Origin of the sequence: Streptomyces sp. NRRL F-5135, assembly GCF_000719775.1 — a bacterium.
Taxonomy (GTDB): Bacteria; Actinomycetota; Actinomycetes; order Streptomycetales; family Streptomycetaceae; genus Streptomyces; species Streptomyces hebeiensis.
Genome location: NZ_JOHR01000010.1, coordinates 178695 through 204388, shown reverse-complemented (window position 1 = coordinate 204388; position 25694 = coordinate 178695). Strand labels below are relative to the sequence as shown.

Here is a 25694-nt window from a genome sequence, read left to right as displayed (position 1 = left end):
TTCGGCTCACCCGCCGGCGGACGTGGCCACCCGGGACGTATCGGGCGCCCCGGCCCTCGGACCACCCGCCGGTGGGCGGGGACGCCCCGGACGTCGCGGGCACCACCCGCCAGGCGGCCCCCGGCGGACGTGGGCGTCCCGGGTGTATCAGGTGCCCCGCGGCGCCTCCTCCCGCTTCGCGTCGCGGGCAGCGCGGCGGGCGCGGCGGATCTCGCGTGCCAGCCGGTGGCGCTCGGCCCTGCGGATCAGCTCGGCGGCGTGAATCTTGTGGAGTTCGTACTCGAACATCGGTCCCCCGGAAGTGCGGCGTTCAGCCTGTTCTGACGCCTCCACCTTCCGTTCTCGGAAGGTGCCGCCGCATCGGGAGAGTGCCGCATCTTGGCCGTCCTCGGGGCCTTAGAGGTCCTGGGAAAGCAGGGGGCCGACGTAAGTGCGCCCCTAAGTTCCCGGGCCGGGGGCCGGGAACTCAAGGGCGCACGCTTATGCGGCCGGTCGGTGGGGCTCAGGTCCCCGGGGTCGGCAGGGGGACCAGCAGGTCGAAGTACATGCCGAAGGAGACCAGCAGGCCCAGCAGGCCGAGGACCGCCCCGGCGACGGCGACCGGGCGGGCCCAGTCCGTACGCCGCGGCAGGGTCATCACCACCACGCCGACGAGGAGCGCGATCAGCGCCACGACGCCGTTCACGGCCGCCGTGGCGTGCCAGGCGTCCCCGTACAGGGCGGAGATCTGCTCTTCCGGGCCGGCCGTCTGACCGGTCGTGAGCTGGCCCACGAGAGTGGTCCGCTCGCCGATGACCCGGCTGGTCCAGGTGCCCGTGAGGGCGACGATACCGAGGGCGGCCGAGATGACGGCCGCCGCGGCGGCGGCGACGCCGGACGGGCGGTGCCCGGCGGACACGTCGTCGTCCTCGTCCGGGTACTCGGTGGCCGCGTCGTCGGCGGTGGCCGAGTCCCCCGCCGCCGGGTCGCCGGTGGTCGCGTCCTTCGCCGCGGGGCGCGCGGCCGCCGTGTCCTCCGATTCCTCGCTCGTGGTCTCCTTCGCCTCTGCGGACCCGGTCCCGGGCGCGGTCGCCTCGGTGCCGGCCTTCGTGGTGTCCGCCGTGGCCTCGGTCGTCTCCGGCTCGGTGGTCCGGGTCTTGGGAGTGGGTGTCATACGGCGCACGCTAGGGGCCCCGTATGAGAACTCCCTGAGAGCCGCGGTCGCCCTCGTACAGCGGTACGGACGCGGCGGGACAAGGGCTCTACGCCCCTGCGCCCCGGCCTCCGGGCCCGGTCAGTGACGGGGGCCGGGTCCCGGGCCCCGGCCCCGGCGCCACTCGGATGCCAGCACCGACCAGACCTCGATGTCGTGCCGGACGCCCCGGTACGGAAAGGACTCCCGCAGGACGCCGTCCCGCGTCATGCCGAGCCGCCGCGCGACCCGGACGCTCGCGGCGTTCGTGGCGGCGACCCGCCACTCCACCCGGTGCATCCCGCGCTCCTCCACCGCCCAGTCGATCAGCGTCCGCGCGGCGCGCGTGACCAGCCCGCGCCCCGTCGCCGCGGGCTCCAGCCAGCAGCCCACCTCGCAGGTCTCCGTCGCCGTGTCGAAGACGCGGAAGAGGACTCCGCCGACGAGCGTCCCGTCCACCCAGATCCCGTAGATCCGCCCGGTGTCCGCGGCCTGCTTCTCCGCGTACGACGTGAGCAGCGCCCGCGCGGACGGCAGATCGGTGGCGGCCCGGGCCAGCTGGATGAATTCGTCGACGAACTCCCGTGCCCGGTCCAGGTGAGCGAGGAACTCCTCGCTCCGCCACGGCTCCAGAGGGCGCAGTTCGGCCCCGTCCCCCAGCGATGTCGCGAACATGCGCGGCCCTTCCGTACAGATGTGCGTTTCGGACGGATTTTCGCACGTCTTTTCGCACGTCATGGCCCCGCCCGGTCAGCCGGAGACGCTCACCCGCCCGTTCTCGATGTGCCCCATGAGCCGACGGCGGAAGCGGGTTCCGGGCTCCGTCGGCCCTCCGCCGGGCCGGTCACCGGACTCGGTGCCGGCCTCCGCGGTGACCTCGATGTCGTACCAGCCGTGCGCGTCGGCGGCGGAGTGCACGACGGTCCGGCCGCGGCCCGGCTTCACCGTGATCCGCCGGCTCCAGCCGTCCAGGTCGGCCTCGTCCACGTAGCCCAGCGGCCGTACGGTGAAGGTGACGGGCCGGTCCCCGCCGTTGCGCAGGGTGAGGTGCAGATCGCGGTCGTGGTGGTCGACCCTCGAGGAGACCTCGGCGCCGAGTCCGGAGACGGGCCCGGCGAACTCCCGGCGGAAGCCGTTCGGTCCGGTGATCGTGAAGCGGTAGCCGTCACCGGTGACGCCGGTAAGGGGCACGCTCCATTGCGCGCTGCCCCTTACATCGCGGTGCTGCGGTATCTCGAACTCCCCGGCGTACGGATAGAGCGCGAAGTGCGCGCTCGCCCGCCCTGTATTGCGCAGCGTGACCTGGAAGTTCCGCCCGTCCGCGGCCACGTGCCCGTACGCGTCGGTCTGGTACGGCAGCGGCCTGGCCGGACGGGTGCCCTTCTCCTGGACGGGCATCCGCTGCTCGGCGGGCGGTACGGGCTGCCAGCGGCCGGTGAACGGCGGTACGGCGGCCGGCCGCGTCACCTCGGGCTGCCGGGTGGTCCGCTCGAAGTCGAAGGCAGACGTCAGATCGCCCACCACGGCCCGCCGCCACGGGGTGATGTTGGGCTCGGCCACTCCGGTCCACCTCTCCAGGAAGCGGACGACCGACGTGTGGTCGAAGACCTGCGAACAGACGTGGCCGCCGACGCTCCAGGGCGAGACGACCAGCAGCGGGACCCGGATACCGAGGCCCGTGGGCCGCCCCTGCCAGCGCTCCTCGTCGGCGCCGGGGCCGTCGACGGGCGGCACCGGCGGCGGTACGTGGTCGAAGAAGCCGTCGTTCTCGTCGTAGTTGATCAGCAGGACAGTGTGCCGCCAGACGTCCGGATGGGCGCCGAGCGCGTCCAGCACCTGGTAGACGAGCGTGGCGCTGGCGACCGGCGACGAGGCGCTGGGGTGCTCCGAGTCGGCAGCGGAGGGCACCAGGTACGAGACCTCGGGCAGCGTTCCGGCGGCGACGTCGGCCCGGAACCGCTCGGCCAGCGTGCCCGTCTCGACCCGCCGCAGCCCGCGCTCGAACAGCGAGCGCTCGCGGGCCGGCAGCGCGGCGACGCCCTCCTCCAGGGCACCGAGCAGCCGTGCGCGCAGGGCGGCGTCCCGGGTGTCCCGTACGGCGGCGTAGAAGCGCTCCATGTAGGTGAAGCCGTCTGCGCCGGGCACGCCGGGCAGGGCACGCGCCTTCGCGAGCGCCTTGCGCGCGATGTCCTTGAAGACCGTGAAGAACTCGATGTTGTTGTCGGTGAAGTTCTCCCACTCGGTGTACGTGCGCCAGCTGCGGCCCGCGTCCTGGAGCCGCTCGGCGTAGGTCGGCCAGGCGTAGCCGGGGTGGGTGGCCTCGTCGTACGCGTCGTTGCCGACGGCCCGCCGTCCGTCGGCCTCGAAACCGGTCCAGCCGCTCCACAGGTGGTTGCGGTTCGGGCTGGTCGAGGTGTGGACCGAGGAGTGGTACGCGTCGCAGACCGTGAACGTGTCCGCCAGCTCGTAGTGCAGCGGGATGTCCCGCCGGTCGTAGTACGCCATCGTGGCGGCGGACTTGGCGGGTATCCAGCGGTCCATCCAGCCGTCGTGCCAGGCCCGGGCCCCGCCGTCCCAGGAGTGGTCGAGCGCTCCGATGTACTGCGAGTCCTTCTTCTGCGTCGTGGCGGCGTCCCGTACGGAGAAGGGCAGGACGGTGCCGTCCGCGCCGTCCGTCCCGCCGGTGCGCGTCGCGTCGTCACGCGGCTGTTCGAAGACGGAGGTCCCGGAGGGAAGCTCGATGGCGTTGCGGTCCCCGAAGCCCCGGACGCCGCGCAACGCGCCGAAGTAGTGGTCGAAGGAACGGTTCTCCTGCATCAGGACGACCACGTGCTTGATCGCCCGCATTCCACCGGCGGCCGGCTCGGCGGCCAGCGCGGTCCGCAACGACGGCGGCAGGAACGATCCGGCGGCGGCCGTACCGAGGGTGCCCGCGCCGAGGGCGAGCATTCTTCTGCGCGAAACTTCCGGTGACATGGCGGGGACGGTAGCGAGGGTGGGTGGCACGGGAAAGGCCCCGGGCCGTCCAAGAGGTGAACGTCCCCGGAGCCGCCGGGGCCCGCGCCCAGGTCAGACGGCTCCCGGACGGTGGGGCCGAGGTGGGGCGGGCGGGTCAGATCCCTCGCCCTCAAGCGGCTCGAACGGCTCAAGCGGCTCATGCGGCTCAGAGAGATCGGCCGGCTCGGGGAGATCGGCCGGCTCGGGGAACTCCGTGGCGTCCGGCCCCTCCGGTCCTCGCGGCCAGACCAGCAGCACCGGGCATCGCGCGTGGTCGACCACGAAGCGCGTCGCCCGGCCCAGACTGTGCGGACCGGGCCGGGTACGGTCGCCGTCCCGCGCGCAGATCAGCAGCTTCGCGCCGGCCGCCGCCCGGACGACCCGGCGCTCCACGCGGCCGTGGTGGTCCAGCAGTTCGCAGGGTCGGCCCAGCCGGTGCGCGGCGGCCTCCAGCAGATCGGCGGCGGCCGTGCCGGAGAGCGCTTCGAGCCGGGCGCCCGGATCGCGCTCCGGCCGGTGGCCGCGCCCGAGGAGCCCCGCGTAGGCGTGGTGCGCGGCGGCGGCCACCTCGTCATCGCTGACGTGCAGCAGCACGATGTCGTCGTGCGGGGCCCAGACGCGCGCCGCGTCGACGCAGGCCGGCCAGGTCGATTCGGTGATCCACACGACGACCTTCGCGGCCGGGCCGGGTGTCGGTCCGGACGGCGGGTCAGGTGTCGGTCCGGGCACCGGACTCAGCCTCCGATCATCAGCCGCCGATCAGCCACAACGTGCCCCACAGCGCCACGGTAGAGGCGACCAGCGTGGCAGGCACGGTCAGCAGGCCGAGCCGGGTGAAGTGGCCGAGTCCCGGCTCGGTGTCGTGTTCGTGCAGGATGCGTCGCCACAGCAGGGTGGCGAGCGAGCCCACGTACGTCAGGTTCGGCCCCAGGTTCACGCCGATCAGCGCGGCGAGCACCGGGCCGGGGCCGGCCGACGCCACCACCGGCAGCAGGGCGAGGATCGCGGGCAGGTTGTTGATCAGGTTGGCCAGTACGGCCGCCACGACGGCGACCGCCAGCAGAGCGGGCAACGAGGAGCCGTCCGGCAGCAGGCTGCCGATGCCGGCGCCCAGACCGTTGTCGACGACCGCCTTGACCACCACACCGAGCGCCAGGACGAACAGGCAGAACAGCGGGGACGCGGCGCGCACCAGCCCGCCGGCTGTCGTGCGCCGCCGGAACAGGGCCCGTACGGCGAGGACCGCCGCGCCGCCGAGCGCCGCCCACAGCGGTTCCACCCCGGCGAACGAGGTGACCACGAACCCGGCCAGGGTCAGCCCCAGCACCATCACCGTGAACACGGGCATCGGGCGCCGCTCGTCCGTCCCCGGAACATGGGCCACGGCGGCCAGATCGGCGGCGAACCACCGGCGGAAGACCGCGTACTCGACCGCGATCGCCGCCACCCACGGCAGCGCCATCAGCGCGGCGAAGCGGGTGAAGGACAGCCCGCTGGCGGTGAACGCCAGCAGGTTGGTGAGGTTGGAGACCGGCAGCAGCAGGGACGCGGAGTTCGCCAGGTGGGTGGTGGCGTAGACGTGCGGCCGGGGACGCGCGCCCACCCGGGCGGCGGTCGCGAACACCACGGGCGTGAGCAGGACGACCGTCGCGTCCAGGCTGAGGACGGCGGTGATCACGGCTGCGACGGCGAACACCCCGCCGAGCAGCCGGCGCGGCCTGCCCCCGCAGGCCCGCGCCACCAGATCGCCCGCCGCGGTGAACAGCCCGTCCTCGTCGCAGAGCTGGGCCAGGACGAGAACCGCCGCGAGGAAGCCGACCACCGGCAGCAGGCTGTGCGTCTGCCGCCATGCCTCGGCGGGCGAGACCGCGCCGAGGCCGACGACCAGCGCCGCCGCGGGCACGGCCGCGACGGCCTCGGGCAGCCGCCGCGGGCGTACGACGGCGAACGCGAGGACGCCCAGCAGCAGGACGACGGAGACGGCCTCGGCCACGGCGGTACTCACCGGACGACAGCACTCACCGCGGCCTCACCGGTACGCGTGGGACGGTTCACCCGACGCCGAGCTTCTCCAGGATCAGCTCCCGTACCCGCGCCGCGTCCGCCTGCCCGCGCGTGGCCTTCATGACGGCGCCGACCAGCGCGCCCGCGGCCGCGACCTTGCCGCCGCGGATCTTGTCCGCGATGGCGGCGTTCGAGGCGATCGCCTCGTCCACGGCCGCGCCGAGCGCGCCCTCGTCGGAGACCACCTTGAGCCCGCGCTGCTCCACGACCGCGTCGGGTCCGCCCTCGCCGGCCAGGACGCCCTCGATGACCTGCCGGGCCAGCTTGTCGTTGAGGTCGCCGGCCGCGACGAGCTCGGCGACCCGGGCGACCTGCTCGGGGGTGATCGGCAGCTCCTCCAGCGGGGTCGCCGACTCGTTGGCGTGCCGGGCCAGCTCGCCCATCCACCACTTACGGGCCTGGTCGGCCGGGGCGCCCGCGTCGATCGTGGCGACGATCGCGCCGATCGCGCCCGCGTTCAGGATGGACTGCATGTCGTGCTCGGACAGCCCCCACTCCTCGCGCAGCCGGTTGCGGCGGACGCGGGGCAGCTCGGGCAGCGCGGCCCGCAGCTCCTCGACCCACTGCCGGGAAGGAGCGACGGGCACGAGGTCGGGCTCGGGGAAGTACCGGTAGTCCTCGGCCTCCTCCTTGACCCGCCCGGAGGTGGTGGACCCGTCCTCCTCGTGGAAGTGCCGGGTCTCCTGCACGATCGTGCCGCCCGAGTTCAGCACCGCGGCGTGGCGCTGGACCTCGAAACGCACGGCGCGCTCGACGCTGCGCAGCGAGTTGACGTTCTTCGTCTCGGAGCGGGTGCCGAACTTCTCCCGGCCGTGCGGGCGCAGCGAGAGGTTGACGTCACACCGCATCTGGCCCATCTCCATGCGGGCCTCGGAGACCTGGAGCGCCTTGATCAGCTCGCGCAGCTCGGCGACGTACGCCTTCGCGACCTCGGGGGCGCGCCCGCCCGCGCCCACGATGGGCTTGGTGACGATCTCGATCAGCGGGATACCGGCGCGGTTGTAGTCCAGCAGCGAGTGGGACGCGCCGTGGATGCGCCCCGTGGCCCCGCCGACGTGCGTCGACTTGCCGGTGTCCTCCTCCATGTGCGCGCGCTCGATCTCGACCCGGAAGATCTCGCCGTCCGCCAGCTGGACGTCCAGGTAGCCGTTGTAGGCGATCGGCTCGTCGTACTGCGAGGTCTGGAAGTTCTTCGGCATGTCCGGATAGAAGTAGTTCTTCCGGGCGAAGCGGCACCACTCGGCGATCTCGCAGTTGAGCGCGAGGCCGATCTTGACGGCGGACTCGACACCCGTCGCGTTGACCACCGGCAGCGAGCCGGGCAGGCCCAGGCAGGTCGGGCACGTCTGCGAGTTGGGCGCGGCGCCCAGCTCGGTCGAGCAGCCGCAGAACATCTTGGTCTTGGTGCCGAGCTCGACATGGACCTCCAGGCCCATGACGGGGTCGTAGGTGGCCAGGGCCTCCTCGTACGACACCAGGTCGACGACGCTCACAGGAAAAGCAACTCCTTCATTACCGCTCTCAGATCGTCAGACCCGACGGCCATCGGCCGGGACCTGCCGCACTATGTGTCAGGACATGGGTCAGGGACACGGACTTCCCAGCCGGCCGGAACCCGGCTCGGCGTCCGGGCGGCCGCCCACGGTGGTGGCCGCCCGGCGGCCGGGCCGGAAGGGGTCCGACGGGACCCCGCGGGGCCCGGCCGGCAGGGATCCGGTCCGGCCGGGCCGCGTCAGCCCAGCAGCACGTCGTCGTCGCCCAGCCGCTTCAGCTCGCGTACGAGCAGTGCCAGCGAGGTGACGATGGCGACCGCGGAGACCGCGGCGTCCACCAACCGAAGGGTGTCGTTCTCCTTGCGGGCGGTCTTGAGTTGCTTGGCGACTCCGAACGCGCCGAACGCGGTGGTGCCGATTGACAGGTACGTGCCGGCCTTGGACTTCTTGAAGCCCTTCGCCTTCTCCATAGCGCTCACAGTGACGGTGCCTCCTCCAAAAGCGGGTGTCCCCACCTTTCCACGAAGGCCGCTTCGACGGCGGCACCGACCTTGTACAGGCGGTCGTCCTTCATGGCCGGGGCGATGATCTGGAGTCCGACCGGCAGGCCGTCCTCCGGCGCCAGGCCGCAGGGCAGCGACATGGCGGCGTTGCCGGCCAGGTTGGTCGGGATGGTGCACAGGTCCGCGAGGTACATCGCCATCGGGTCGTCGGCGCGCTCGCCGATGGGGAAGGCGGTGGTCGGGGTCGTCGGGGAGACGATCACGTCGACCTGCTCGAAGGACTTCTCGAAGTCCCGCGTGATGAGCGTGCGGACCTTCTGCGCCGAGCCGTAGTACGCGTCGTAGTAGCCGGAGCTGAGCGCGTACGTCCCGAGCATCACGCGGCGCTTGACCTCGTCGCCGAAGCCCGCCTCGCGGGTCAGGGCCGTGACGTCCTCGGCGGAGTGCGAACCGTCGTCGCCGACGCGCAGGCCGTAGCGCATGGCGTCGAAGCGGGCCAGGTTCGAGGAGCACTCGGACGGCGCGATCAGGTAGTACGCCGCGAGGGCCAGGTCGAAGGACGGGCAGTCCAGCTCGACCACCTCGGCGCCGAGCTCCTTGAGGAGCTCCACGGACTCGTCGAAGCGCTGGACGACGCCGGCCTGGTAGCCCTCGCCGCGGAACTGCCTCACGACACCGACGCGCATCCCGGCCACCGAGCCGTTGCGGGCGGCCTCGACCACCGGCGGGACCGGGGCGTCGATGGACGTCGAGTCGAGCGGGTCGTGTCCGGCGATCACCTCGTGCAGCAGGGCCGCGTCCAGGACCGTACGGGCGCAGGGGCCGCCCTGGTCGAGGGAGGAGGAGAAGGCCACCATGCCGTACCGGGACACCCCGCCGTACGTCGGCTTGACACCGACCGTGCCGGTGACGGCGGCGGGCTGGCGGATGGAGCCGCCGGTGTCCGTGCCGATGGCCAGGGGCGCCTGGTACGAGGCGAGGGAGGCGGACGAGCCACCGCCGGAGCCGCCGGGGATCCGGGTCAGGTCCCAGGGATTGCCGGTGGGGCCGTACGCGCTGTTCTCCGTGGAGGAGCCCATGGCGAACTCGTCCATGTTGGTCTTGCCGAGGATGACGACGCCCGCGTCCTTGAGCCTCTTGGTGAGCGTCGCGTCATAGGGCGGCAGCCAGCCTTCGAGGATCTTGGAACCGACGGTCGTCGGTACGCCCTCGGTGGTGAAGATGTCCTTGAGCGCGAGCGGCACACCCGCCAGCGGGCCGAGCTTCTCGCCCGCCGCGCGCTTGGCGTCCACGGCGCGGGCCTGCGCGAGCGCGCCCTCGCGGTCGACGTGGAGGAAGGCGTGGACCTTCTCGTCCACGGCCTCGATCCGGGCGAGGTGGGCCTCGGTGACCTGGACGGCCGTGAGCTCGCCCGAGGCGATCTTCTCGGCGATCTCGGCGGCGGTGAGCCTGACGCAGCTCTCGATGGTGTTGATGTCCGTCATGACGGTCAGTCCTCCCCCAGGATCTGCGGCACCTTGAAACGCTGCTGCTCCTGGGCAGGGGCACCGGAGAGCGCCTGCTCCGGGGTGAGCGACGGACGGACCTCGTCCGCGCGCATGACATTGGTCAGCGGCAGCGGGTGGGAGGTCGGCGGGACGTCTTGGTCGGCGACCTCGGATACGCGGGCGACCGCGCCGATGATGTCGTCGAGCTGACCGGCGAAGTGATCGAGCTCTTCGTCCTTCAGCTCCAGACGCGCCAGCCGGGCGAGGTGGGCGACCTCCTCGCGCGTGATGCCAGGCATGCAGCGATCCTCAGGGGTGAGTGTGTTGGTTTTGGCCCAATCCTATGGGGCCGGACCCCCTCCTCACGAAACGGTTGCCCCGGCCTCCCGCTCGCGCGGGGATCGGAGCGCTCGGCCGGGCGGTCCGGGCCGGGTCGCGGGGCGTGTGGGCGACGGGTCACGGTCACGGAGCGGCCGACGCTCGCCCCGGCCGCCCGGCCGCACCCGGCGCGAGCCGTACGCCCCGCGACCGGCGGCTACTGCACGACCTGGCCCGACTGTTCCCGCTGCTCCCTCTGCTCCCGCGCCGCGCGGGCGGCACGGGCCTCGCGGGCCGCTTCCAGCTCCGCCGGGCGCTGCCAGCCGTGCTCTCCCCTGGCGCGCAGCCAGGCCGTCGTCTCGTTCGGCGGCATCGCGGCGGCGACCAGCCAGCCCTGCACCGCGTCGCAGCCCAGGGCCCGCAGCCGCTCCCACGTCTCGTCGTCCTCGACACCCTCCGCGACCACCAGCAGACCGAGCGAGTGCGCCAGGTCGACGGTGCAGCGGACGATCTCCGCGTCCTCGGTGTCCACCGCGAGCCGGGCGACGAACGAGCGGTCGATCTTCAGCTCGCTGACCGGCAGGCGGCGCAGGTGCACCAGCGAGGAGTAGCCCGTACCGAAGTCGTCCAGGGACATCTTCACCCCGTGGCCGGTCAGGCCGGCGAGGGTGTCGGCGGCCCGCTGCGGGTCCTCCAGCAGGACGTGTTCCGTTATCTCCAGCTGCAGCGAGCCGGCCGGCACGCCGTGGCGTGCCAGCCGGGCGGCGACCGCGCCCGCGAAGCCGGGGGTGTGGACGTCGCGCGGCGAGACGTTGACCGCGACGGGCACCATCAGCTGCTGGGCCCGCCAGCGGGCCACCTGGGCCAGCGCCGTCTCCAGCACGTACTCCGTCAGGTGGGGCATCAGGCCCGAGGACTCGGCGATCGCGATGAACTCGTCGGGCGGGACCCGGCCGCGCTCGGGGTGCACCCAGCGCACCAGCGCCTCCAGACCGGCCACCTGACCGTCGAAGCGGACCTTCGGCTGGTAGTGCAGCTCCACGTCGCCCGCGTCCAGGGCACGCCGCAGGTCGCCCAGCAGGCCGAGGCGGTCCGGGGTGTTGGAGTCCCGCTTGGACTCGTAGACCTCGACGCCCGTCCGGTCCCGCTTGGCCTGGTACATCGCGACGTCCGCGCGCCGCAGCAGCCCCTCGGCGTCCAGCGCGTGCTCCGGGTAGACGGCGACACCGGCGCTCGCCTCCAGGACGAGCGTGAGGCCGTCCAGGTCCAGCGGCGAGGAGAGCTGGCCCACCAAATGGCGGGCCACCCGCTGGGCACTGGTCGCCGAGTCGCACGTCGGGAGCAGTACGGCGAACTCGTCGCCGCCGAGCCGGGCCGCCTCCGCACCGCGCGGCAGGGCCAGCCGCAGCCGCTCGGCTATCTGCAACAGCAGCCGGTCCCCCGCGAGGTGGCCCAGCGTGTCATTGACCGAGCGGAAGCGGTCGAGGTCGATCAGGACCAGGGCGGACCGGGCGCCGAGGCCCTCCGCGTCCTCCAGCGCCGACCAGGTGCGCTCCAGCAGCCACTGCCGGTTGGGCAGTTTGGTCAGCGGATCGCGCAGCTGCTCCTCGGCGCGTGCGCGGGCGATCCGCAGGGTCGAGTCGAGGGCGATCAGCGGAATGGCGAACAGGGGCAGCAGGACCGGTACGGACATGGCGACCACGCAGATCAGCGGAGCGATGCCGAGTAAGGCGACCGCCACGAGCCCCTGCCGGTACAGGGCCGTGCGGGCGACCTTGGGCAGCCCGCCGCCCTGCGGTGTCAGCGCATACCACAGCAGCAGCCGGGAGACGGCGAGATGGCCGCCGGCCGCCAGGACGATGTCCGGGACGCTCGCGATGCCCCAGTCGAGCGGCTGCCACGGCCGCTCGACACTGGGCGTCTCCCCGAACGCCGCGAGGACGAGCGCGGCGGCGCCGATGCCCAGCATGTCGGCGGCGCCGTTCACCACGCCCTGCCACCAGCGGTTGCGGCGGGCGGCGCCGACCACCCCCAGGACGGCCAGGCTGACCAGCAGGGCCGGCACCCAGCCGTACAGCAGCAGCACGGCGAGGGTGAGGGCCGCGCCCGACCCCGTGCCGCCCCACCAGCGGTCGCGCCCGGTGGCGACCAGATGGCCGACGATGACACCGGCCAGCACCGCCAGGGCCCAGCCCGCCGTGCCGCCGGGGAAGAACTGGCGGCCCTCCTGGACCGTACGGACGAGCCCGGTCACCAGCAGGACCGCGGCGAGTCCCACCACCAGTACGGGGGGCCTGGTCACCGCGGCCGCGATCCCCGCGAAGCCGCGCGGGGGTGAGACCGGGGCAGCGCTCTCGGTCGGTTTCATTCCCGTCCCTCTCACAGCCGGCGTAGCCGATGCCAGGTGATGGCACGTCGTCACCGCGCGATGGCGTTCGTTGCCATGCGACGGCGGTCGTTGCCATGTGATGGCACGTCGTCATGTCCTGACGGCCGAGCATGACGACCGATCGCGGACCATGCAGCCGTGCACGACAGGCGCACATCCCCACAGTAGGCTGCCGAACGCGTCGACGGGCAGCGCTCTACAGCTGTTGCCCGAATGCGGCCTGCCCATCCTTAACCATCTGGTATGCGCCGAACGGGTGAGCTGTGCGGCGCGAATTCGACGATCCCCTCCCTTATTCCTCGGCCGTCAGTGCGACCTCGCGCGCCGCGTCGACGCCTTGTTCGAGCAGTGTTGTGAAGCCCTGTTCGTCGAGCACAGGGACCTTCAACTGCATCGCCTTGTCGTGCTTCGAACCCGGGTTCTCCCCGACCACCACGAAGGCGGTCTTCTTGGAGACGGACCCGGTCACCTTGGCGCCCTGTGCCTGGAGCGCCTCTTTCGCGCCATCTCTCGTGTACCGCTCGAGGGTGCCGGTGACCACCACGGTCAGTCCCGCGAGTGGCCGGTCTCCGACGTCCTCACCCGCGCCCTCGTCCTCCATACGGACCCCGGCCGCCCGCCACTTGCGCAGGATCTCGCGGTGCCAGTCCACTTCGAACCACTGCTTGACCGAGGCGGCGATGATGCCGCCCACCCCGTCGACGGCGGCCAGTTCCTCCTCCGTGGCCTGCTCGATCCGGTCGATCGAGCGGAATTCCCTGGCGAGCGCCTCGGCCGCGACCGGGCCCACATGGCGGATGGAGAGCCCGGCGATGATCCGGGCCAGCGGGCGCTGCCTGGCCTCCGCGATGTGCTCCAGCATCGCCAGCGCGTTCTTCCGCGGCTCGCCCTCCTGGTTGGCGAAAACCGTGGCGATCTTCTCCTCGCCGGTCTCCGGGTCCCGCTTGGGCAGCCCGCTGTCGGAGTCCAGGACATACGCCCTGATGGGCAGCAGCCGCTCGATGGTCAGGTCGAACAGGTCCCCCTCGTCCACCAGCGGCGGTGTCTTCGGCTCCAGCGGCTTGGTCAGGGCGGCGGCGGCCACATAGCCGAAATTCTCGATGTCCAGGCACTTGCGGCCCGCCAGGTAGAACAGCCGCTCCCGCAACTGCGCGGGACACGTGCGCGCGTTGGGGCAGCGGAGGTCGACATCGCCCTCCTTCATCGCGCGCAGTGGCGTGCCGCACTCGGGGCACTCGGCCGGCATCTCGAACTCGTACGCGTCCTCGGGCCGCAGGTCGACGACCGGGCCGAGGATCTCCGGGATCACATCGCCCGCCTTGCGCAGCACGACGGTGTCACCGATCCACACACCCTTGGCCTTCACCACGTCCTGGTTGTGGAGCGTGGCGAACTCGACCTCGGAGCCGGCCACCACGACCGGCTCGACCTGGGCGTACGGCGTCACACGCCCCGTACGGCCCACGCCCACCCGGATGTTCACCAGCTTCGTGTTGACCTCCTCCGGCGCGTACTTCCAGGCGATCGCCCAGCGCGGGGCCCGGGAGGTGGAGCCCAGCCGGCCCTGGAGCGGGATCTCGTCGAGCTTGACGACCACTCCGTCGATCTCGTGCTCGACGGAGTGGCGGTTCTCCCCGTAGTACGCGATGAACTCACGCACACCGTCGATGCCTTCGACCACCCTGTTGTGCCGGGCGGTGGGCAGGCCCCATTCGCGCAGCAGACCGTACGCGTGCGAGAGGCAGTCGATGTCGAAGCCCTCGCGCGCCCCGATGCCGTGCACCACCATGTGCAGCGGGCGGGTGGCCGTGACCTTGGGGTCCTTCTGGCGCAGGGAACCCGCCGCCGCGTTGCGCGGATTGGCGAACGGCTTGTCGCCCGCCTCCACCAGCCGGGCGTTCAGCTCCTGGAAGCCCTCCATCGGGAAGTAGACCTCCCCCCGGATCTCCACCAGGTCCGGGACGCGGTCGCCCTTCAGCCGGTTCGGGATGTCCGCGATCGTCCGCACGTTGGGCGTGATGTCCTCACCGGTGCGGCCGTCCCCGCGGGTGGCGGCGCGGGTCAGCCTGCCGTGCTCGTAGGTGAGGTTGACGGCGAGCCCGTCGACCTTCAGCTCGCACAGGAAGTGGTACCCGGGCGTGCCCACCTCCCTGGCGACCCGGTCGGCCCAGGCCGCCAGCTCCTCCTCGTCGAACGCGTTGTCGAGCGACAGCATCCGCTCACGGTGCTGGACCGCCGTGAACTCCGTCTCGTACGCCCGCGCCACCTGCTGGGTCGGTGAATCCGGCGTGCGCAGCTCCGGATACTCCTCCTCCAGCGCCTCCAGCGACCGCAGCAGCCGGTCGAACTCGCCGTCACTGATGACGGGCTGGTCCTTCACGTAGTACCTGAAGCGGTGCTCCTCGATCTGCTCGGCGAGCTGGGTATGCCGCTCGCGCGCCTCCGAGGGCACCGCTGTCCGCTGTTCGCCGGCCACCGTCCACGTCCTTCCGCTCCACCAGGGACCGTCACCGGTCCACTGCCGCCTCGTCCGGCCGCCGGTCGCCCGGGGCCGTCACTCAGGGTTGTCCGCGAGGGATCTCGCGGCCCTGACGCAGTGCGCCTGCGCGGCACGGGCGTACGCGGGGGAGGCCCCCGCCAGCCCGCACACCGGGGTGAGCACCACGGACTCCGCCAGAGTCCCCGGATTCAGCCCCAGCCTGCGCCACAGCGTCCTGACACCCATGACGCTACCGGCAGGGTCCGACAACGGGCCGTCCGTGCCGGGCACGATTCCGGCGAACAGTTTCGTACCGCCTTCAACCGCCTCACCGATCGCCTCGTCGTCACGTTCCGTGAGCAGCCCCGCATCGAACGAAACGGCCGCCGCGCCCGCCCGGCGCAGCAGGGCGAACGGCACGTCGGGCGCGCAGGAGTGCACCACGGTCGCGCCGGCGCGAGCGATCCCGGCCGCTCGGCCCGTGACGCCGGCGTCCGTGCCGGCGCCGACGACCGCCAGCACCTCGCGCAGCACCCCCTCCACCACCTGCCGGTCCACCGCCCGGTGGGTGCGGTAGCCACTGGCGGTCCTGACCTGTCCGCGCAGGACCGCGGTCAGGGACGGCTCGTCCAGCTGCAGCACCGGTACCGCCCCGGGCACCCGCCGCCGCACCTCCGCGAGGTGCGCGCCCACGCCCTCCACCAGCGAGGCGGTCAGATCCCGACACGCCCCGGGGTCGCTCAGCGCCGCCTCGCCGTTCTTCAGCTCCAGCGCGGCAGCCAGCGTCCACGGGCCGGTGACCTGCACCTTCAGCGGACCCTCGTAGCCTTGCGTGAACTCCTCCAGCGCGTCGAGGTCCTCCCCCAGCCAGGACCGCGCCCGCCGGGTGTCCCGGCCGGGCCGGTCACTGATCCGCCAGCCGCTGGGCTCGACGTGCGCGTAGACCTCGACGAGGAGGCCCGCGGTACGCCCGATCATGTCGGCGCCGGGGCCGCGCGCGGGCAGTTCCGCCAGGTAGGGGAAGCGCTCGAAGGTCCCGGTGACGGTCCTGGCGCTCTCGCGCGCGTCGCCGCCCGGCATCGAGCCGACGCCGGTGGCGGAACCCCAGGGCACGGTGAGGGGACCACCCGCGGAGGCTGCGGAGGCGACGGAGGTCTCGGGGGCTCCGGCGGAGCCGGCGCGGGTGCCGGCCGGAGTACGGGCGCCGCTCATCGGCCCGGCCGTACGGTCAGATCGTCGATCTGCGCGTCGCGCGGCAGATCGAGCGCCGTGAGCACGGCCGTCGCCACCGATTCCGGGTCGATCCACCGGGACGCGTCGTACTCCTTGCCCTCCTGCTGGTGCACCTTGGCCTGCATCGGGCTCGCCGTACGGCCGGGATAGACGGAGGTCACGCGCACGCCGTTGGGCTTCTCCTCCTGGCGCAGCGCGTCCGCCAGGGCCTTCAGGCCGTGCTTGGACGCCGCGTAGGCGCTCCATCCGGAGTGCGCGTACAGCCCGGCGCCGGAGTTGACGAACACCACCTGTCCCTGGGAAACCCTCAACTGCGGCAGGACGAGCCGGGTCAGCTCGGCCGGGGCGATCAGGTTCACGTCGAGCTGGGCGCGCCAGGTCCTGGTGGTCAGCTCCCCGACCGCCCCCAGGTCGACCACGCCCGCGATGTGCAGGACCGAATCGAGCCGGTCGGGCAGCGACTGGTGGGACAGGGCCCAGGAGAGCCGGTCGGGGTTGCCGAGGTCGCCGACGAGGGTACGGGCGCCGGGGAAGGCGGCGGCGAGTTCCTTCGCGCGGCCGGCGTCGCGCGCGAGCAGCAACAGGCCGTCGCCGCGCGCGTGCAGCCGGCGCGCGACGGCGGCGCCGATGCCCGAACCGGCTCCGGTGATGAGGTGGGTAGGGGTAGCCATGCGGTCATGGTCGCATCACCCCGGCGCGGTCACCGAACACCCACCGACTCTTCGAGGTAGGCGAGGACGCCGACCCCGTCCTCGGCGAAGAAGACCAGGTCTGTGAGGGGCATCGGCAGGAACCCCTCCTCCTCCATCCGCCGGAACTGCTCCTTGAGCCCGTCGTAGAAACCGGCCGTGTTGAGCAGGACGACGGGCTTGGTGTGCAGGGAGTGCTTCTTCAGCTCCAGGATCTCGGTGGCCTCGTCCAGCGTGCCCGTGCCACCGACCATGACCACGACGGCGTCGGCCCGGGAGAGCAGCAGCGCCTTGCGCTCGGCGAGGTCCTTGGCGACCAGCATCTCGTCGGCGTCCGGCCGCGCCACGTCCCGGAGGAAGTCCACCGACACCCCGACCAGCCGCCCGCCGGCCTTCTGGACCCCGTCGGCGACGACCTTCATCAGGCCGCTGTCGGAGCCGCCCCAGACGAGGGTGTGGCCGCCCTTGCCGATGAGCTCGGCGAATTCGCGGGCGGGGCGGGTGTAGCGCTCGTCGAGGTCGGCGGCGGAGAGGAAGACGCAGATATTCATGGGGCAACGGTACGCATCGGGCGGGCGCGGGACAGCGGGCGACTGCGGGGCGGCCTGTCGGCGTGTGGCGGTACGTTCGGTAGGTGTGGCCGCGTCCCGGGAAGAGGACACGGCCCGCCGGTGCTGAAGAGTGTGGGCCCGTGGCCCGGGAGACAGGGCCCGAGAGCCACCCCACCTCCCCCCTGAAACCGGAAAGGGACGAGCGACGATGACCGAAGGACACCGCATCACGGTCGAGCAGGGCACCGAGCACGTACGCGTCGTACGCGACGGCCAGGTGCTGGCGGACAGCCGCGGACCGCTGCTGCTGCGCGAGACGGGCTGCCCCGTGCGCTACTACCTCCCGCCCGAGGACGTACGTACCGAGCTGCTGATCCCCTCCGACACGAGCACCCACTGCCCCTTCAAGGGCGACGCCTCCTACTGGTCGCTGCCCGACGCCCCGGATCTCGTGTGGGCCTACACCGAGCCCAAGACGGAAGTCGCCGGGATCAAGGGGCACTTCTGCTTCTACGACACGGAGGTCGTCGACGACTGACAGCGACGACGTTCGTGTGACGCCACGGCGATCCGGAAAACTTCCCCGCCGGAGCGATGAGTTGAGGCGCCCGCGCCGGTCCGTCTCTGTATGGACAACATGTGCGCGGTGCGGTCGGAGTCGAAGGCGTCGAAGTCGAAGGTGACATCACGGGACGGCACGCGGATCGCCTACCGGCGGTCGGGCCGTGGCCGCCCGGTGATCGTGGTGGGCGGTGCGTTCAGCACCGCCGAGTCGTCGGCCACCCTGGCCGGGCTGCTCGACCGGCGCTTCGACGTCATCACGTACGACCGGCGCGGGCGCGGCGCCAGCGGTGACACCGCGCCGTACGCGGTGGAGCGGGAGATCGAGGACCTGGCGGCGCTGATCGCCGAGGCGGGCGGCACGGCGTCGGTGTGCGGCGTCTCGTCGGGCGCGGCCCTGGCCCTGGAGGCGGCGGCCGCGGGCCTCCCGATCAGCCAGCTCGCGGTGTACGAACCGCCGTACGGGTCCGACGCCGCGGACCTGGGGGCGGCCGGGGCGTACAGGGAGCGCCTGACCGCGTTGCTGGCGGCGGGCCGCAGGGGGGACGCGGTCGAACTGTTCCTGTCCCGGGCGGGCACCCCGCCCGAAACGATCGCCGTGATGCGGCAGGCGCCGGTGTGGCACGCCATGACGGCCCTGGCACACACCCTCGCGTACGACGACGCGGTGATGGGGACGGGTCTGGTCCCCACGGAACGGTTACGGGTGACTCGTACCAGGGCGATGGTCACCGAGGGCGGATGCAGCCCCGCGCCCCTGCGTTCGGCGGCGAAGGCGGTGGCGGAGGCACTCCCGCGTGGCCGTCACCGCACCCTGACGGGCCAGACGCACGAGGTGGCCCCGCAGGTGCTGGCGCCGGTGCTGGAGGATTTCTTCGCGGCGTGAGGCGTAGGTCGTGGGAACGCGCCTCCGAGTCTGGAGGCGAAGCAGACACCTGCCCATCCCCCGCCGCAACCGGCAGAACCATTACACCTCCACGTTTTAGTCACAACATGATTACTACCCGCGCACACCCGTCACGTACCGCACGACTCCCTCGTTAGGGTCATCGTCCACAAACCACTCGGGGGGACTCATGTCGTACCAACAGCCGCATCAGCCCAATTGGGGCCAGCAGCCACCTGCCCCGAAGAAGGTGGGCGCCGGCAAAATCATCGGTTTCAGCTGCCTCGGCATTGTCGGCCTGTTCCTCCTCATCGGTATCCTCGCCGCGCTCGTCGGCGGAGGCGGCGACGACGCCTCCTCGGCCTCCGGCAACAGCGATCCCGCGGCCACTCAGCCGTCGAAACCTGACAAGGCCGACGACAAGGCCGATGACGGCAAGGCCGACGAACCGAAGGAAGAACCGGCCGAGGACGCCCCGGTCAAGATCACAGCCAAGAAGACGGCGTTCAAGGCGAGCATCATCGCCGACGGCACCAACTTCACCAGCGTGCAGGTCACCATCACCAACGACAGTGAGAAGGAGATCAGCGTCAACCCGCTGTACTTCTCCATCACCGACACCAACGGCAGCAAACACACTGCTGAACTGGGCGCCGACGAGAACCAGATCGACACTGTCGACCTGGCGCCTGGCGAGAACCTGACCGGCACCGTCACCGGCAAGGGCGATTTCACCCCGAAGTATGTGACCTACACCGACGGCCTGTTCAGCGACGGCGTTCGCGGCAACGTCTCCTGACGGACACAGGGATGCTCCCGCCGCCCGATAGGGGCAGCGGGAGCATCCGCGCATCAGACTCCGGTCAGCCGAGGCCGATGGAGTACTGGTGATTCGCCAGGCTGACGGGTCAGTTCAACGACGACTGATCGAGGACGTACAGGTCCGGCCCAGTCGCATCGCCCTTCTCCCGGACTCCCGACTCCTCATTGCAAGCGGTCGCGCGGGCAAGGAGGACACGGGCTCGTGGAAGCCGAACGCTGTGGTGTTGCCTCTGAAGAGCGGCGAGCAGGAGGCCACCTTCTGCATCGGCGATGACATCCCTTCTCTGGTGACCGATCACGGCGGATCAATCTGGACGGCTTACGGGGATGAAGGCATCTACGGAGGGCATCCGGAGCCGGCAGCCGGGCTCGTCGGCTGGAGCACCGAAGGTGGAGCGATCTGGTGACCGGAAGGTCGCCTTCCTGACGCGCCCTTGAAGGGCTGCGCCACCGCCGCCAAGGGCGACCGGGTGTGGCTGATCTGGTACTGCGGCAGTCGGCGTGGCGGTACGTTCCTGACGCGGATTACCTTGGGACGAGCTGGGCGGGTTGGGTGCGGCGGAGGACGGACGACGGCCACGCGGCGGCAGCCGGGAGCGGTAGCCACGAGGCGGGCCAGGAGATGACAACCGGTCCACGGTTCAGGCGACGAGTGCCGCTCCGCCACCCGGACCGATGTCAGGCGTATGACGGGGACAGGTGTGAGGACCGGCGACACCGGCAAGGCCGGCAGCAAGCTCAGGCCCGTCGCCGAGTGGAGGCGGAGGATCCGCGGTGAGCGCGAGTTCGAACCAGATGGTCTTACCGCCAGGGCCGTATGGTCCTTCCCTTATGGTGCACCCGCCCCACCGATCCGCGACGAGATCGAGGATCGCCAGCCCTCGGCCGCCGTCTGCCTCCGCGTGCGGGCGGCGAAGCTCGGGCAAATCGGGACCCATGTCCCAGACACTGACGCGGAGTACGGGGAACAGCCAGTGCAGCCGGACGGACGCGGGGCCCTTCGTATGACGGACGGAGTTGGTGGTCAGCTCCGACGCCAGTAACTCGGCGCGGTAGGCGAGTTCGGCCAGGCCATGGGCGGTGAGCACGGCCCTCAGTGTGGTGCGGGCGACACGGGGCGCACGAGGGTCGCACGGGAACCGGAGTTCGTACTGCCAGGGCTCAGCGAAGGGGATGGGAACGGGGTGCGGCCCCGGGGCCGGTTCCGTAAGCGATCGCGAGGCGGGGTCACCGCCGCCGTCCGGGGCGGGCGACGGTTCGGGGTCAGTGCCGGGGGCGGGTTTCTCGTGTCGATTCGTGCACACGATGCACCTCCTGGGGCGCGAGTTCTTGACATGAGACGGACGGACGCGGCACACGTGTGTCGGCGTCGCAGGCTTGGCGGAGCGCGGGTGTGCGCCTTGCTGTTCCGGGTGGGCAGGCGCGTTCGCCGGGTTTCCGCTGACGTACTGTGAGCGGTCCGCCGCTGACAGTAGGGCAGAATCTATAACTCGTGCTACCCGCTTCACTCAAACGGGTTTTAATCCTGCTTATGGTGACCTGCGCAGCGGACTCCTCATCAGACTGTGTGCGAACGAGGAGAGGAACACATGGCACCCCGACAGACCCCGACCATCCGTCAGCGCCGATTCGGGGCGGAACTTCGCAGACTCCGCGAGGCGGCGGGCATGTCCGGGCCGGCGGCGGCCGAACTACTGGGCTCGGACCGCACGATGATCTCCAACATCGAAGCCGGACGCTTCGGCGTCAGCGAGGATCGGCTGCGCCGGCTGGCCAGCATCTACGAGTGCGACGACCCGGAGCTGATCAATTGCCTGGCGGCCATGACCGGCGGGCGCAAAAGCGGCTGGTGGGACGAGTACCGAGGCAAGATCCCGCCGGGCTTTCTCGACATCTCCGAACTCGAACACGACGCGGTGCGACTACGGACGGCACAAACCGCCCATCTGCCCGGCCTCTTCCAGACCGAGGATCACGCACGAGCCGCGTTCGAACTTCCTGTGCCGCCGCTGCCCCGTCTTGAGGTGGAGCTTCGTGTGGCGCATCGAATGGCGAGGCAGTCGGTGGTCTGCGGCGAGAACGCCACGCCCTACACCGGTGTCATCCACGAAGCCGCGCTGCGGATGCAACTCGGCAGCCGGGAGATCGCCCACAGGCAACTGCTCCACCTGTTGGACGCGTGCGAACGCCCCAACGTCACATTGCGAGTGATTCCCTTCGCGGCAGGAGGGTTCGCCCTCCTCGACACCTCACTCCTGTACATGGAAGCGGCCAACCCGCACCTGGACACGGTCCAGATGGACGCGCCCACGGGGCCGGTGTTCATCGACTCCCCGACCCAGCTAGCCAACTTCCGCACCCGCCTGGACTTGGCCGAGCAGACGGCATTGACTCAGACTGAGACGAGAGACCTCATCCACTCCATTGCCAAGGAGTTGTAAGGCATGTCGTTCGAGGCGGAGTTGTGCTGGGTGAAGTCGTCCTTCTCAGGTGACGGCGGCAACAACTGCCTCGAGGTCGCGCTCAGCGGCACCGGCCGCGTGGCACTACGCGACAGCACCCGGCCGGATCGGACCGTGACCACCCCCAGCACCGCGTTCCGCGCGTTGGTGCGGGGGCTCAAGTCCGAGGCATTCGCTCGCCCGTCGGCCTGAGCTCTCGGCGGACCGCCGAATACGGGCCCCCGAGTGGACCCGACAGTGGCACTCCCTCCGAGGAAAGCACTCCGAGCACTCCGCCTCGGCGAGCCGTCCCGGGCCCCATGTGCCTGTGATGCCCTGTTTCTCCTGGGTGCGATCGGGTTCAATATGGAGCGATCCGACCGCGTCTGAAGGGGGCAGAACGTGAGCGAGGCATTACCACCGAGTGGGATACCGCCGGTTCCCGTGGATCCCCCCGCCCCCTCGACCGGCCCCGCGCCGGTCCCGCCGGTTCCCCCGGCACCGATGCCGGATCCGGCACCGCCGCCCCCCGGCCGCAAGCTGGGTGACGTCGCGGCGCTGATCTCCTCCTTGGCGGCCGTGGCCGGTGTGCTGCTCGGTTTCTTCGGCCTGCCGGCGGTGGTCGACTCGCCCACCGCGCAGACCGCGACGCCCGCCACAACGGCAACCGCGACAGCGACAGCGACGGTCACGGTGACAGCGCCCGCCCCGCCCGCGTCCGGCTCCGACAACGACGGCACGGCGAAGCCGCCTGCTCCGGCGCCGCTGCCCTCGGGCTCGGTGCCGCTGACCGACCTCTCGCCGGTGAGAGGCGCCGACTCGTTCACCCTCCGGTCGGTGACCATGGGGTCCAAGTCCTACGAGAGTGCCATGGTCCTGGCCCTGCCCTGCTCCGGAGCCCCCATCGACTACAGCGTCAACGAGCGGTACACGTCACTCACGTTCACCGTCGGACTGGACGACAACGGTGTGGCCGAACTGATCAAGGTGACGATCCAGGGCGACGGCATGGACCGGAAGACTGTGGGCGCGGAGATCAACCGGCCGCACGCCGTGACCGTGGACGTGACGGGTGTCGTCAGACTCCGGATCACCTCCACCGGCGAGTGCGGCGAAAGCGACAGACTCGTCGTCGCGCTGGCCGACGCCACGCTCCACTCCTGATCCGGGCTTCGCCCTACGGAGCGCATGCCACGAACCGCCGGTTACGGACAGCTCCTCGGCGATACGCTCCGGAACGTACCCGTGTCGCCCCCACCGTGGCGACCGGCCATCCGTACCCCGAGGAGTCGCCGATGCGTGACGCAGCCGTCGCCATCTCACACGCTCAACTCGCCCGCGGTGTCGTGGAGCGGCTCGCCCCCGACGAGACGGCCTCGTTCGAGCTGATCGCCCAGCCGTATCTGGACGATCCGTCGTTCGGCGGCCGGGCGGCGCGTGGCCGGGGGCGCGGCGGGCCCCCGCTGGCGTCGGGGCTCGACCTGGCCGGGGCACTCACACCGACCGTCGTGGTGGTCACCGGATGGGCTCTCGGGGCGCTCGCGCAGGGGGCCGCCGCGGAGCTGGCCAACCAGGGCGCCCGGCTCACCGGCTCCCTCCTGGACCGGTTCCGGCGCGAACCCCGGACCGGCGGCGCCGCGGTCAGTGTCCCCGTGGCGGAGCTGGCCCCCGGCCGGCTCGGCGCCGTACGCGACTCCGTACGGGCCAAGGCCGAGGCCCTGGGCGTGGGCCCGGACCGGGCCGCGGTGCTCGCCGACGCCGTGGTGGGAGAACTGGCCCTGCTGCGCGAGGAGAACGAGGAAAGAGACGAGAGCGGGGAGAGCCGGGAGAACAGGGACCACACGCGCACGGAGCGCGCCGGCCGGAACGCGCCGGACCCCGGCCCCGAGGCGGTACCGGAGCCACCTCGGTGACGCGCCACGACACGAACGGGCAGATCGACGTCCGCGCCTTCCCCTCCGACCTCACTCTCCTCTTCCTGCTGCTCGCGGCGAGCGTGCTGGCAGGCGACTTCTTCTTCGCCCGCTGGCTGGCCGAGTTACAGGCCCCGGTGGACTGCTCACGGGCCTCCTACGCGCCGAGCGGTCCGGTCCTTTCCTGTCCGAAGGACGCCGGAGCCGTGTTCACCGGCACGCTCACCGGCCTCTTCCAGGTGCTGGTACCCGGCGTCGCGGGATTCGCGTTCGCCTCCCGGCTGCGGATCCGGCGGCACGTGCCGTTGGAGACGAGCCCTTTCCGGGGCGCGGCGGAGACCGTACGCGCGCTGGTCGCCGCCGCCGCGCTGCCCGCGTCGCCCACGCTGCTGGTGGGACAGCGGCTGCGGGCGGGCGCCCACGTCGCGGGGCCGCCCGGCCGGCCCCATCTGGTCCTCGGCCCCGAACTGCTGGCGATGCACGACAAGGGCGGGTCCGCGCGCCGGGTGTTCGACGTGGTGGTCCGGCACGAACTCGCGCATCTCCAGGCGCGGGACCTGTGGCTGCACTTCCTGGTGACCGTGCTGCGTTGGTCGAACATGTACGCCGGCGCCTTCGTCCTCTTCGCCGTGATCCTCGACCTCGGCCACGGCAACGGCGCCACCGCGTCCGACCTGCTGGCCGCCGTCTCACGCGTCGTCCTGCTCACCCTGCTCGGCGAGCTGATCGCCCGCGCGTTCCTGCGGCTGCGCGAGCACGAGGCCGATCTGCGGGGCGGTGCGGCGGACCGCGAGGCGCTGATCGCCGCGGTGCGGGACGGTGTGGCCGGACAGAGCACCGCCAGGCTCGGGGCCTGGCTGCGGCATCATCCCCTCGGCGCGGACCGGCTCGGTGTGGCGCTGGCACCGGGTCGGATCCTGGCGTCGTCGCCCGGCCGGCTGTTTCTCGGGGCGACGGTCGCCGGGGTGCTCTTCGAGACCCTCCAGGACATGCTCCGGCGCGCCGCGGACGACGCGGGGAAACCGGCCACCACGCTGGTGACCGGGGTGGTCGTCGGGCTGCCGCTGACGCTCTTTCTGGCCTTCGCCCTGTGGCGGCATCACTGGTACGGCGGGCGCACCGGCCCGGGACGGCTCGTGGCGACCGCCGGTGTGCTGACCGCGGGCGTGGCCGGGGGCAGTCATCTGGCTCTGTTCACACAGGTGTCCGGCTTCAGCGAGTCGGGGTATCCGCTGGACCCGCTGCTGTTGGCGGGCCTGTTCTGCGGTCTGCTGCTGCTCTGCGCCTGGACCACCGCGCTCGGCGCGCTCCACCACCGCACCGATCCGGCCGCGACCCGTATGCCGGCGTTCCTGACCCTTGCGGTACCGGCGGTGTCCGTGGTGGGCGGCTGGCTGTTCGCCCTGCTGTGGACGTGGGCCGCGCGGCTCCAGGGGGTACGGCTCGGCTGCGCGGCCGAGGAGAACCGGACCGTCCCCCTCTGCCTGTCCGGCTCACCGGGACGGGACATCGCCGTTTCGGTCGTCGAGACGTTCGACTCCGTGCCGGTGCTGGTGGTGGTCATACTGGCCGCCGTCGCCGCACCACTGCTGATCCGGGCCGGGGGCCGGGCGCGGCGAGGACGGCCGGTGGCGCCGGACGCCAGGGACACGGTGGAGTAGGGCCGGTGCCGGGAGCCCGGTCCCGAGGGGGCCGGG

At 71.7% G+C, this 25694-nt stretch carries 25 protein-coding genes; 9 read left to right on the top strand and 16 right to left on the bottom strand.

What is annotated here, in order from left to right; all coding sequences use genetic code 11:
* Positions 1-147: 147 nt before the first annotated feature.
* From IG02_RS42185 to IG02_RS0119755, 15 genes are all read right to left on the bottom strand, one after another.
* The gene (locus IG02_RS42185; protein WP_199814045.1) at positions 148-288 is read right to left on the bottom strand and encodes a hypothetical protein; all 141 of its coding nucleotides are present in this window, start codon (positions 286-288) and stop codon (positions 148-150) included.
* A 214-nt stretch (positions 289-502) separates the two neighbouring features.
* Positions 503-1153 (bottom strand): hypothetical protein, encoded by a 651-nt coding sequence (locus IG02_RS0119820; protein WP_107055642.1) that lies wholly within the window; start codon positions 1151-1153, stop codon positions 503-505.
* A gap of 120 nt (positions 1154-1273) precedes the next feature.
* Positions 1274-1846: a GNAT family N-acetyltransferase gene (locus IG02_RS0119815; RefSeq protein WP_030749585.1), complete on the bottom strand. Its 573-nt coding sequence runs from the start codon at positions 1844-1846 to the stop codon at positions 1274-1276.
* 75 nt (positions 1847-1921) lie between these two features.
* Positions 1922-4147: a phosphocholine-specific phospholipase C gene (locus IG02_RS0119810; protein ID WP_030749582.1), complete on the bottom strand. Its 2226-nt coding sequence runs from the start codon at positions 4145-4147 to the stop codon at positions 1922-1924.
* 93 nt (positions 4148-4240) lie between these two features.
* Complete coding sequence (locus IG02_RS43935) at positions 4241-4897, bottom strand: universal stress protein (RefSeq protein ID WP_420707771.1); 657 nt, start codon at positions 4895-4897, stop codon at positions 4241-4243.
* A 19-nt stretch (positions 4898-4916) separates the two neighbouring features.
* Positions 4917-6173: an SLC13 family permease gene (locus tag IG02_RS0119800; RefSeq protein ID WP_037803519.1), complete on the bottom strand. Its 1257-nt coding sequence runs from the start codon at positions 6171-6173 to the stop codon at positions 4917-4919.
* A gap of 46 nt (positions 6174-6219) precedes the next feature.
* A complete protein-coding gene (gene gatB / locus IG02_RS0119795) occupies positions 6220-7725 on the bottom strand; it encodes an Asp-tRNA(Asn)/Glu-tRNA(Gln) amidotransferase subunit GatB (RefSeq protein WP_030749574.1) in 1506 nt (501 codons plus the stop codon).
* A 239-nt stretch (positions 7726-7964) separates the two neighbouring features.
* Complete coding sequence (locus tag IG02_RS0119790; RefSeq protein WP_030749571.1) at positions 7965-8204, bottom strand: hypothetical protein; 240 nt, start codon at positions 8202-8204, stop codon at positions 7965-7967.
* Complete coding sequence (gene gatA / locus IG02_RS0119785) at positions 8201-9712, bottom strand: Asp-tRNA(Asn)/Glu-tRNA(Gln) amidotransferase subunit GatA (protein WP_030749568.1); 1512 nt, start codon at positions 9710-9712, stop codon at positions 8201-8203. The genes IG02_RS0119790 and gatA overlap by 4 nt, the downstream gene beginning before the upstream one ends.
* 5 nt (positions 9713-9717) lie before the next feature.
* Positions 9718-10014: an Asp-tRNA(Asn)/Glu-tRNA(Gln) amidotransferase subunit GatC gene (gene gatC / locus IG02_RS0119780; RefSeq protein ID WP_016642027.1), complete on the bottom strand. Its 297-nt coding sequence runs from the start codon at positions 10012-10014 to the stop codon at positions 9718-9720.
* Between the two features lie 236 nt (positions 10015-10250).
* Positions 10251-12401, bottom strand: a complete 2151-nt coding sequence (locus IG02_RS0119775) for a putative bifunctional diguanylate cyclase/phosphodiesterase (RefSeq protein ID WP_030749563.1) — start codon at positions 12399-12401, stop codon at positions 10251-10253.
* A gap of 313 nt (positions 12402-12714) precedes the next feature.
* A complete protein-coding gene (gene ligA / locus IG02_RS0119770) occupies positions 12715-14898 on the bottom strand; it encodes an NAD-dependent DNA ligase LigA (protein WP_030749560.1) in 2184 nt (727 codons plus the stop codon).
* 78 nt (positions 14899-14976) lie between these two features.
* A complete protein-coding gene (locus IG02_RS0119765; RefSeq protein ID WP_051765355.1) occupies positions 14977-15981 on the bottom strand; it encodes a methionine synthase in 1005 nt (334 codons plus the stop codon).
* Between the two features lie 128 nt (positions 15982-16109).
* Positions 16110-16805: an SDR family oxidoreductase gene (locus tag IG02_RS0119760; protein WP_030749554.1), complete on the bottom strand. Its 696-nt coding sequence runs from the start codon at positions 16803-16805 to the stop codon at positions 16110-16112.
* Between the two features lie 29 nt (positions 16806-16834).
* Positions 16835-17374 (bottom strand): TIGR00730 family Rossman fold protein, encoded by a 540-nt coding sequence (locus tag IG02_RS0119755; RefSeq protein WP_030749551.1) that lies wholly within the window; start codon positions 17372-17374, stop codon positions 16835-16837.
* Between the two features lie 208 nt (positions 17375-17582).
* Between IG02_RS0119755 and IG02_RS0119750 the strand changes: the two genes are divergently transcribed.
* From IG02_RS0119750 to IG02_RS36655, 4 genes are all read left to right on the top strand, one after another.
* Positions 17583-17912 (top strand): DUF427 domain-containing protein, encoded by a 330-nt coding sequence (locus tag IG02_RS0119750; protein WP_030749548.1) that lies wholly within the window; start codon positions 17583-17585, stop codon positions 17910-17912.
* 108 nt (positions 17913-18020) lie between these two features.
* Positions 18021-18821 carry an alpha/beta fold hydrolase gene (locus IG02_RS0119745; protein ID WP_234314822.1) on the top strand — a complete coding sequence of 267 codons (801 nt, stop codon included), beginning with the start codon at positions 18021-18023 and terminating at the stop codon, positions 18819-18821.
* A 190-nt stretch (positions 18822-19011) separates the two neighbouring features.
* Positions 19012-19620 (top strand): DUF4352 domain-containing protein, encoded by a 609-nt coding sequence (locus IG02_RS0119740; RefSeq protein WP_037803504.1) that lies wholly within the window; start codon positions 19012-19014, stop codon positions 19618-19620.
* Positions 19621-19708: 88 nt separating this feature from the next.
* Positions 19709-20050: a hypothetical protein gene (locus IG02_RS36655; protein WP_234314821.1), complete on the top strand. Its 342-nt coding sequence runs from the start codon at positions 19709-19711 to the stop codon at positions 20048-20050.
* 234 nt (positions 20051-20284) lie between these two features.
* Here IG02_RS36655 and IG02_RS43655 read toward each other — a convergent pair whose 3' ends face one another.
* Positions 20285-20947: an ATP-binding protein gene (locus IG02_RS43655; protein WP_107055641.1), complete on the bottom strand. Its 663-nt coding sequence runs from the start codon at positions 20945-20947 to the stop codon at positions 20285-20287.
* A gap of 285 nt (positions 20948-21232) precedes the next feature.
* Here IG02_RS43655 and IG02_RS0119725 point away from each other — a divergent pair, with 285 nt between their 5' ends.
* The 5 genes from IG02_RS0119725 to IG02_RS0119705 all read left to right on the top strand — a co-directional run bounded on the left by IG02_RS0119725 (position 21233) and on the right by IG02_RS0119705 (position 25658).
* Positions 21233-22084, top strand: a complete 852-nt coding sequence (locus IG02_RS0119725) for a helix-turn-helix domain-containing protein (RefSeq protein WP_030749536.1) — start codon at positions 21233-21235, stop codon at positions 22082-22084.
* A 3-nt stretch (positions 22085-22087) separates the two neighbouring features.
* Positions 22088-22297, top strand: a complete 210-nt coding sequence (locus IG02_RS0119720; RefSeq protein ID WP_030749533.1) for a DUF397 domain-containing protein — start codon at positions 22088-22090, stop codon at positions 22295-22297.
* Between the two features lie 291 nt (positions 22298-22588).
* The gene (locus IG02_RS43490) at positions 22589-23248 is read left to right on the top strand and encodes an NPCBM/NEW2 domain-containing protein (protein ID WP_030749529.1); all 660 of its coding nucleotides are present in this window, start codon (positions 22589-22591) and stop codon (positions 23246-23248) included.
* A 131-nt stretch (positions 23249-23379) separates the two neighbouring features.
* Positions 23380-23997 carry a hypothetical protein gene (locus tag IG02_RS0119710; RefSeq protein WP_158712342.1) on the top strand — a complete coding sequence of 206 codons (618 nt, stop codon included), beginning with the start codon at positions 23380-23382 and terminating at the stop codon, positions 23995-23997.
* On the top strand, positions 23994-25658 hold the full coding sequence (locus tag IG02_RS0119705; protein ID WP_030749524.1) for a hypothetical protein: 1665 nt from the start codon (positions 23994-23996) through the stop codon (positions 25656-25658). Before IG02_RS0119710 ends, IG02_RS0119705 begins: the two co-directional genes overlap by 4 nt.
* Positions 25659-25694 lie beyond the last annotated feature (36 nt).

Excerpts from the sequence above, each read along its gene's own strand:
- IG02_RS42185 (WP_199814045.1), bottom strand. The coding sequence starts at position 288 with ATGTTCGAGTACGAACTCCACAAGATTCACGCCGCCGAGCTGATCCGC.
- IG02_RS0119820 (WP_107055642.1), bottom strand. The coding sequence starts at position 1,153 with ATGACACCCACTCCCAAGACCCGGACCACCGAGCCGGAGACGACCGAG.
- IG02_RS0119815 (WP_030749585.1), bottom strand. The coding sequence starts at position 1,846 with ATGTTCGCGACATCGCTGGGGGACGGGGCCGAACTGCGCCCTCTGGAG.
- IG02_RS0119810 (WP_030749582.1), bottom strand. The coding sequence starts at position 4,147 with ATGTCACCGGAAGTTTCGCGCAGAAGAATGCTCGCCCTCGGCGCGGGC.
- gatA (WP_030749568.1), bottom strand. The coding sequence starts at position 9,712 with ATGACGGACATCAACACCATCGAGAGCTGCGTCAGGCTCACCGCCGCC.
- gatC (WP_016642027.1), bottom strand. The coding sequence starts at position 10,014 with ATGCCTGGCATCACGCGCGAGGAGGTCGCCCACCTCGCCCGGCTGGCG.
- IG02_RS0119775 (WP_030749563.1), bottom strand. The coding sequence starts at position 12,401 with ATGAAACCGACCGAGAGCGCTGCCCCGGTCTCACCCCCGCGCGGCTTC.
- IG02_RS0119765 (WP_051765355.1), bottom strand. The coding sequence starts at position 15,981 with ATGCCGGGCGGCGACGCGCGCGAGAGCGCCAGGACCGTCACCGGGACC.
- IG02_RS0119760 (WP_030749554.1), bottom strand. The coding sequence starts at position 16,805 with ATGGCTACCCCTACCCACCTCATCACCGGAGCCGGTTCGGGCATCGGC.
- IG02_RS0119755 (WP_030749551.1), bottom strand. The coding sequence starts at position 17,374 with ATGAATATCTGCGTCTTCCTCTCCGCCGCCGACCTCGACGAGCGCTAC.
- IG02_RS0119750 (WP_030749548.1), top strand. The coding sequence starts at position 17,583 with ATGACCGAAGGACACCGCATCACGGTCGAGCAGGGCACCGAGCACGTA.
- IG02_RS0119740 (WP_037803504.1), top strand. The coding sequence starts at position 19,012 with ATGTCGTACCAACAGCCGCATCAGCCCAATTGGGGCCAGCAGCCACCT.
- IG02_RS0119725 (WP_030749536.1), top strand. The coding sequence starts at position 21,233 with ATGGCACCCCGACAGACCCCGACCATCCGTCAGCGCCGATTCGGGGCG.
- IG02_RS0119720 (WP_030749533.1), top strand. The coding sequence starts at position 22,088 with ATGTCGTTCGAGGCGGAGTTGTGCTGGGTGAAGTCGTCCTTCTCAGGT.
- IG02_RS43490 (WP_030749529.1), top strand. The coding sequence starts at position 22,589 with ATGCCGGATCCGGCACCGCCGCCCCCCGGCCGCAAGCTGGGTGACGTC.
- IG02_RS0119710 (WP_158712342.1), top strand. The coding sequence starts at position 23,380 with ATGCGTGACGCAGCCGTCGCCATCTCACACGCTCAACTCGCCCGCGGT.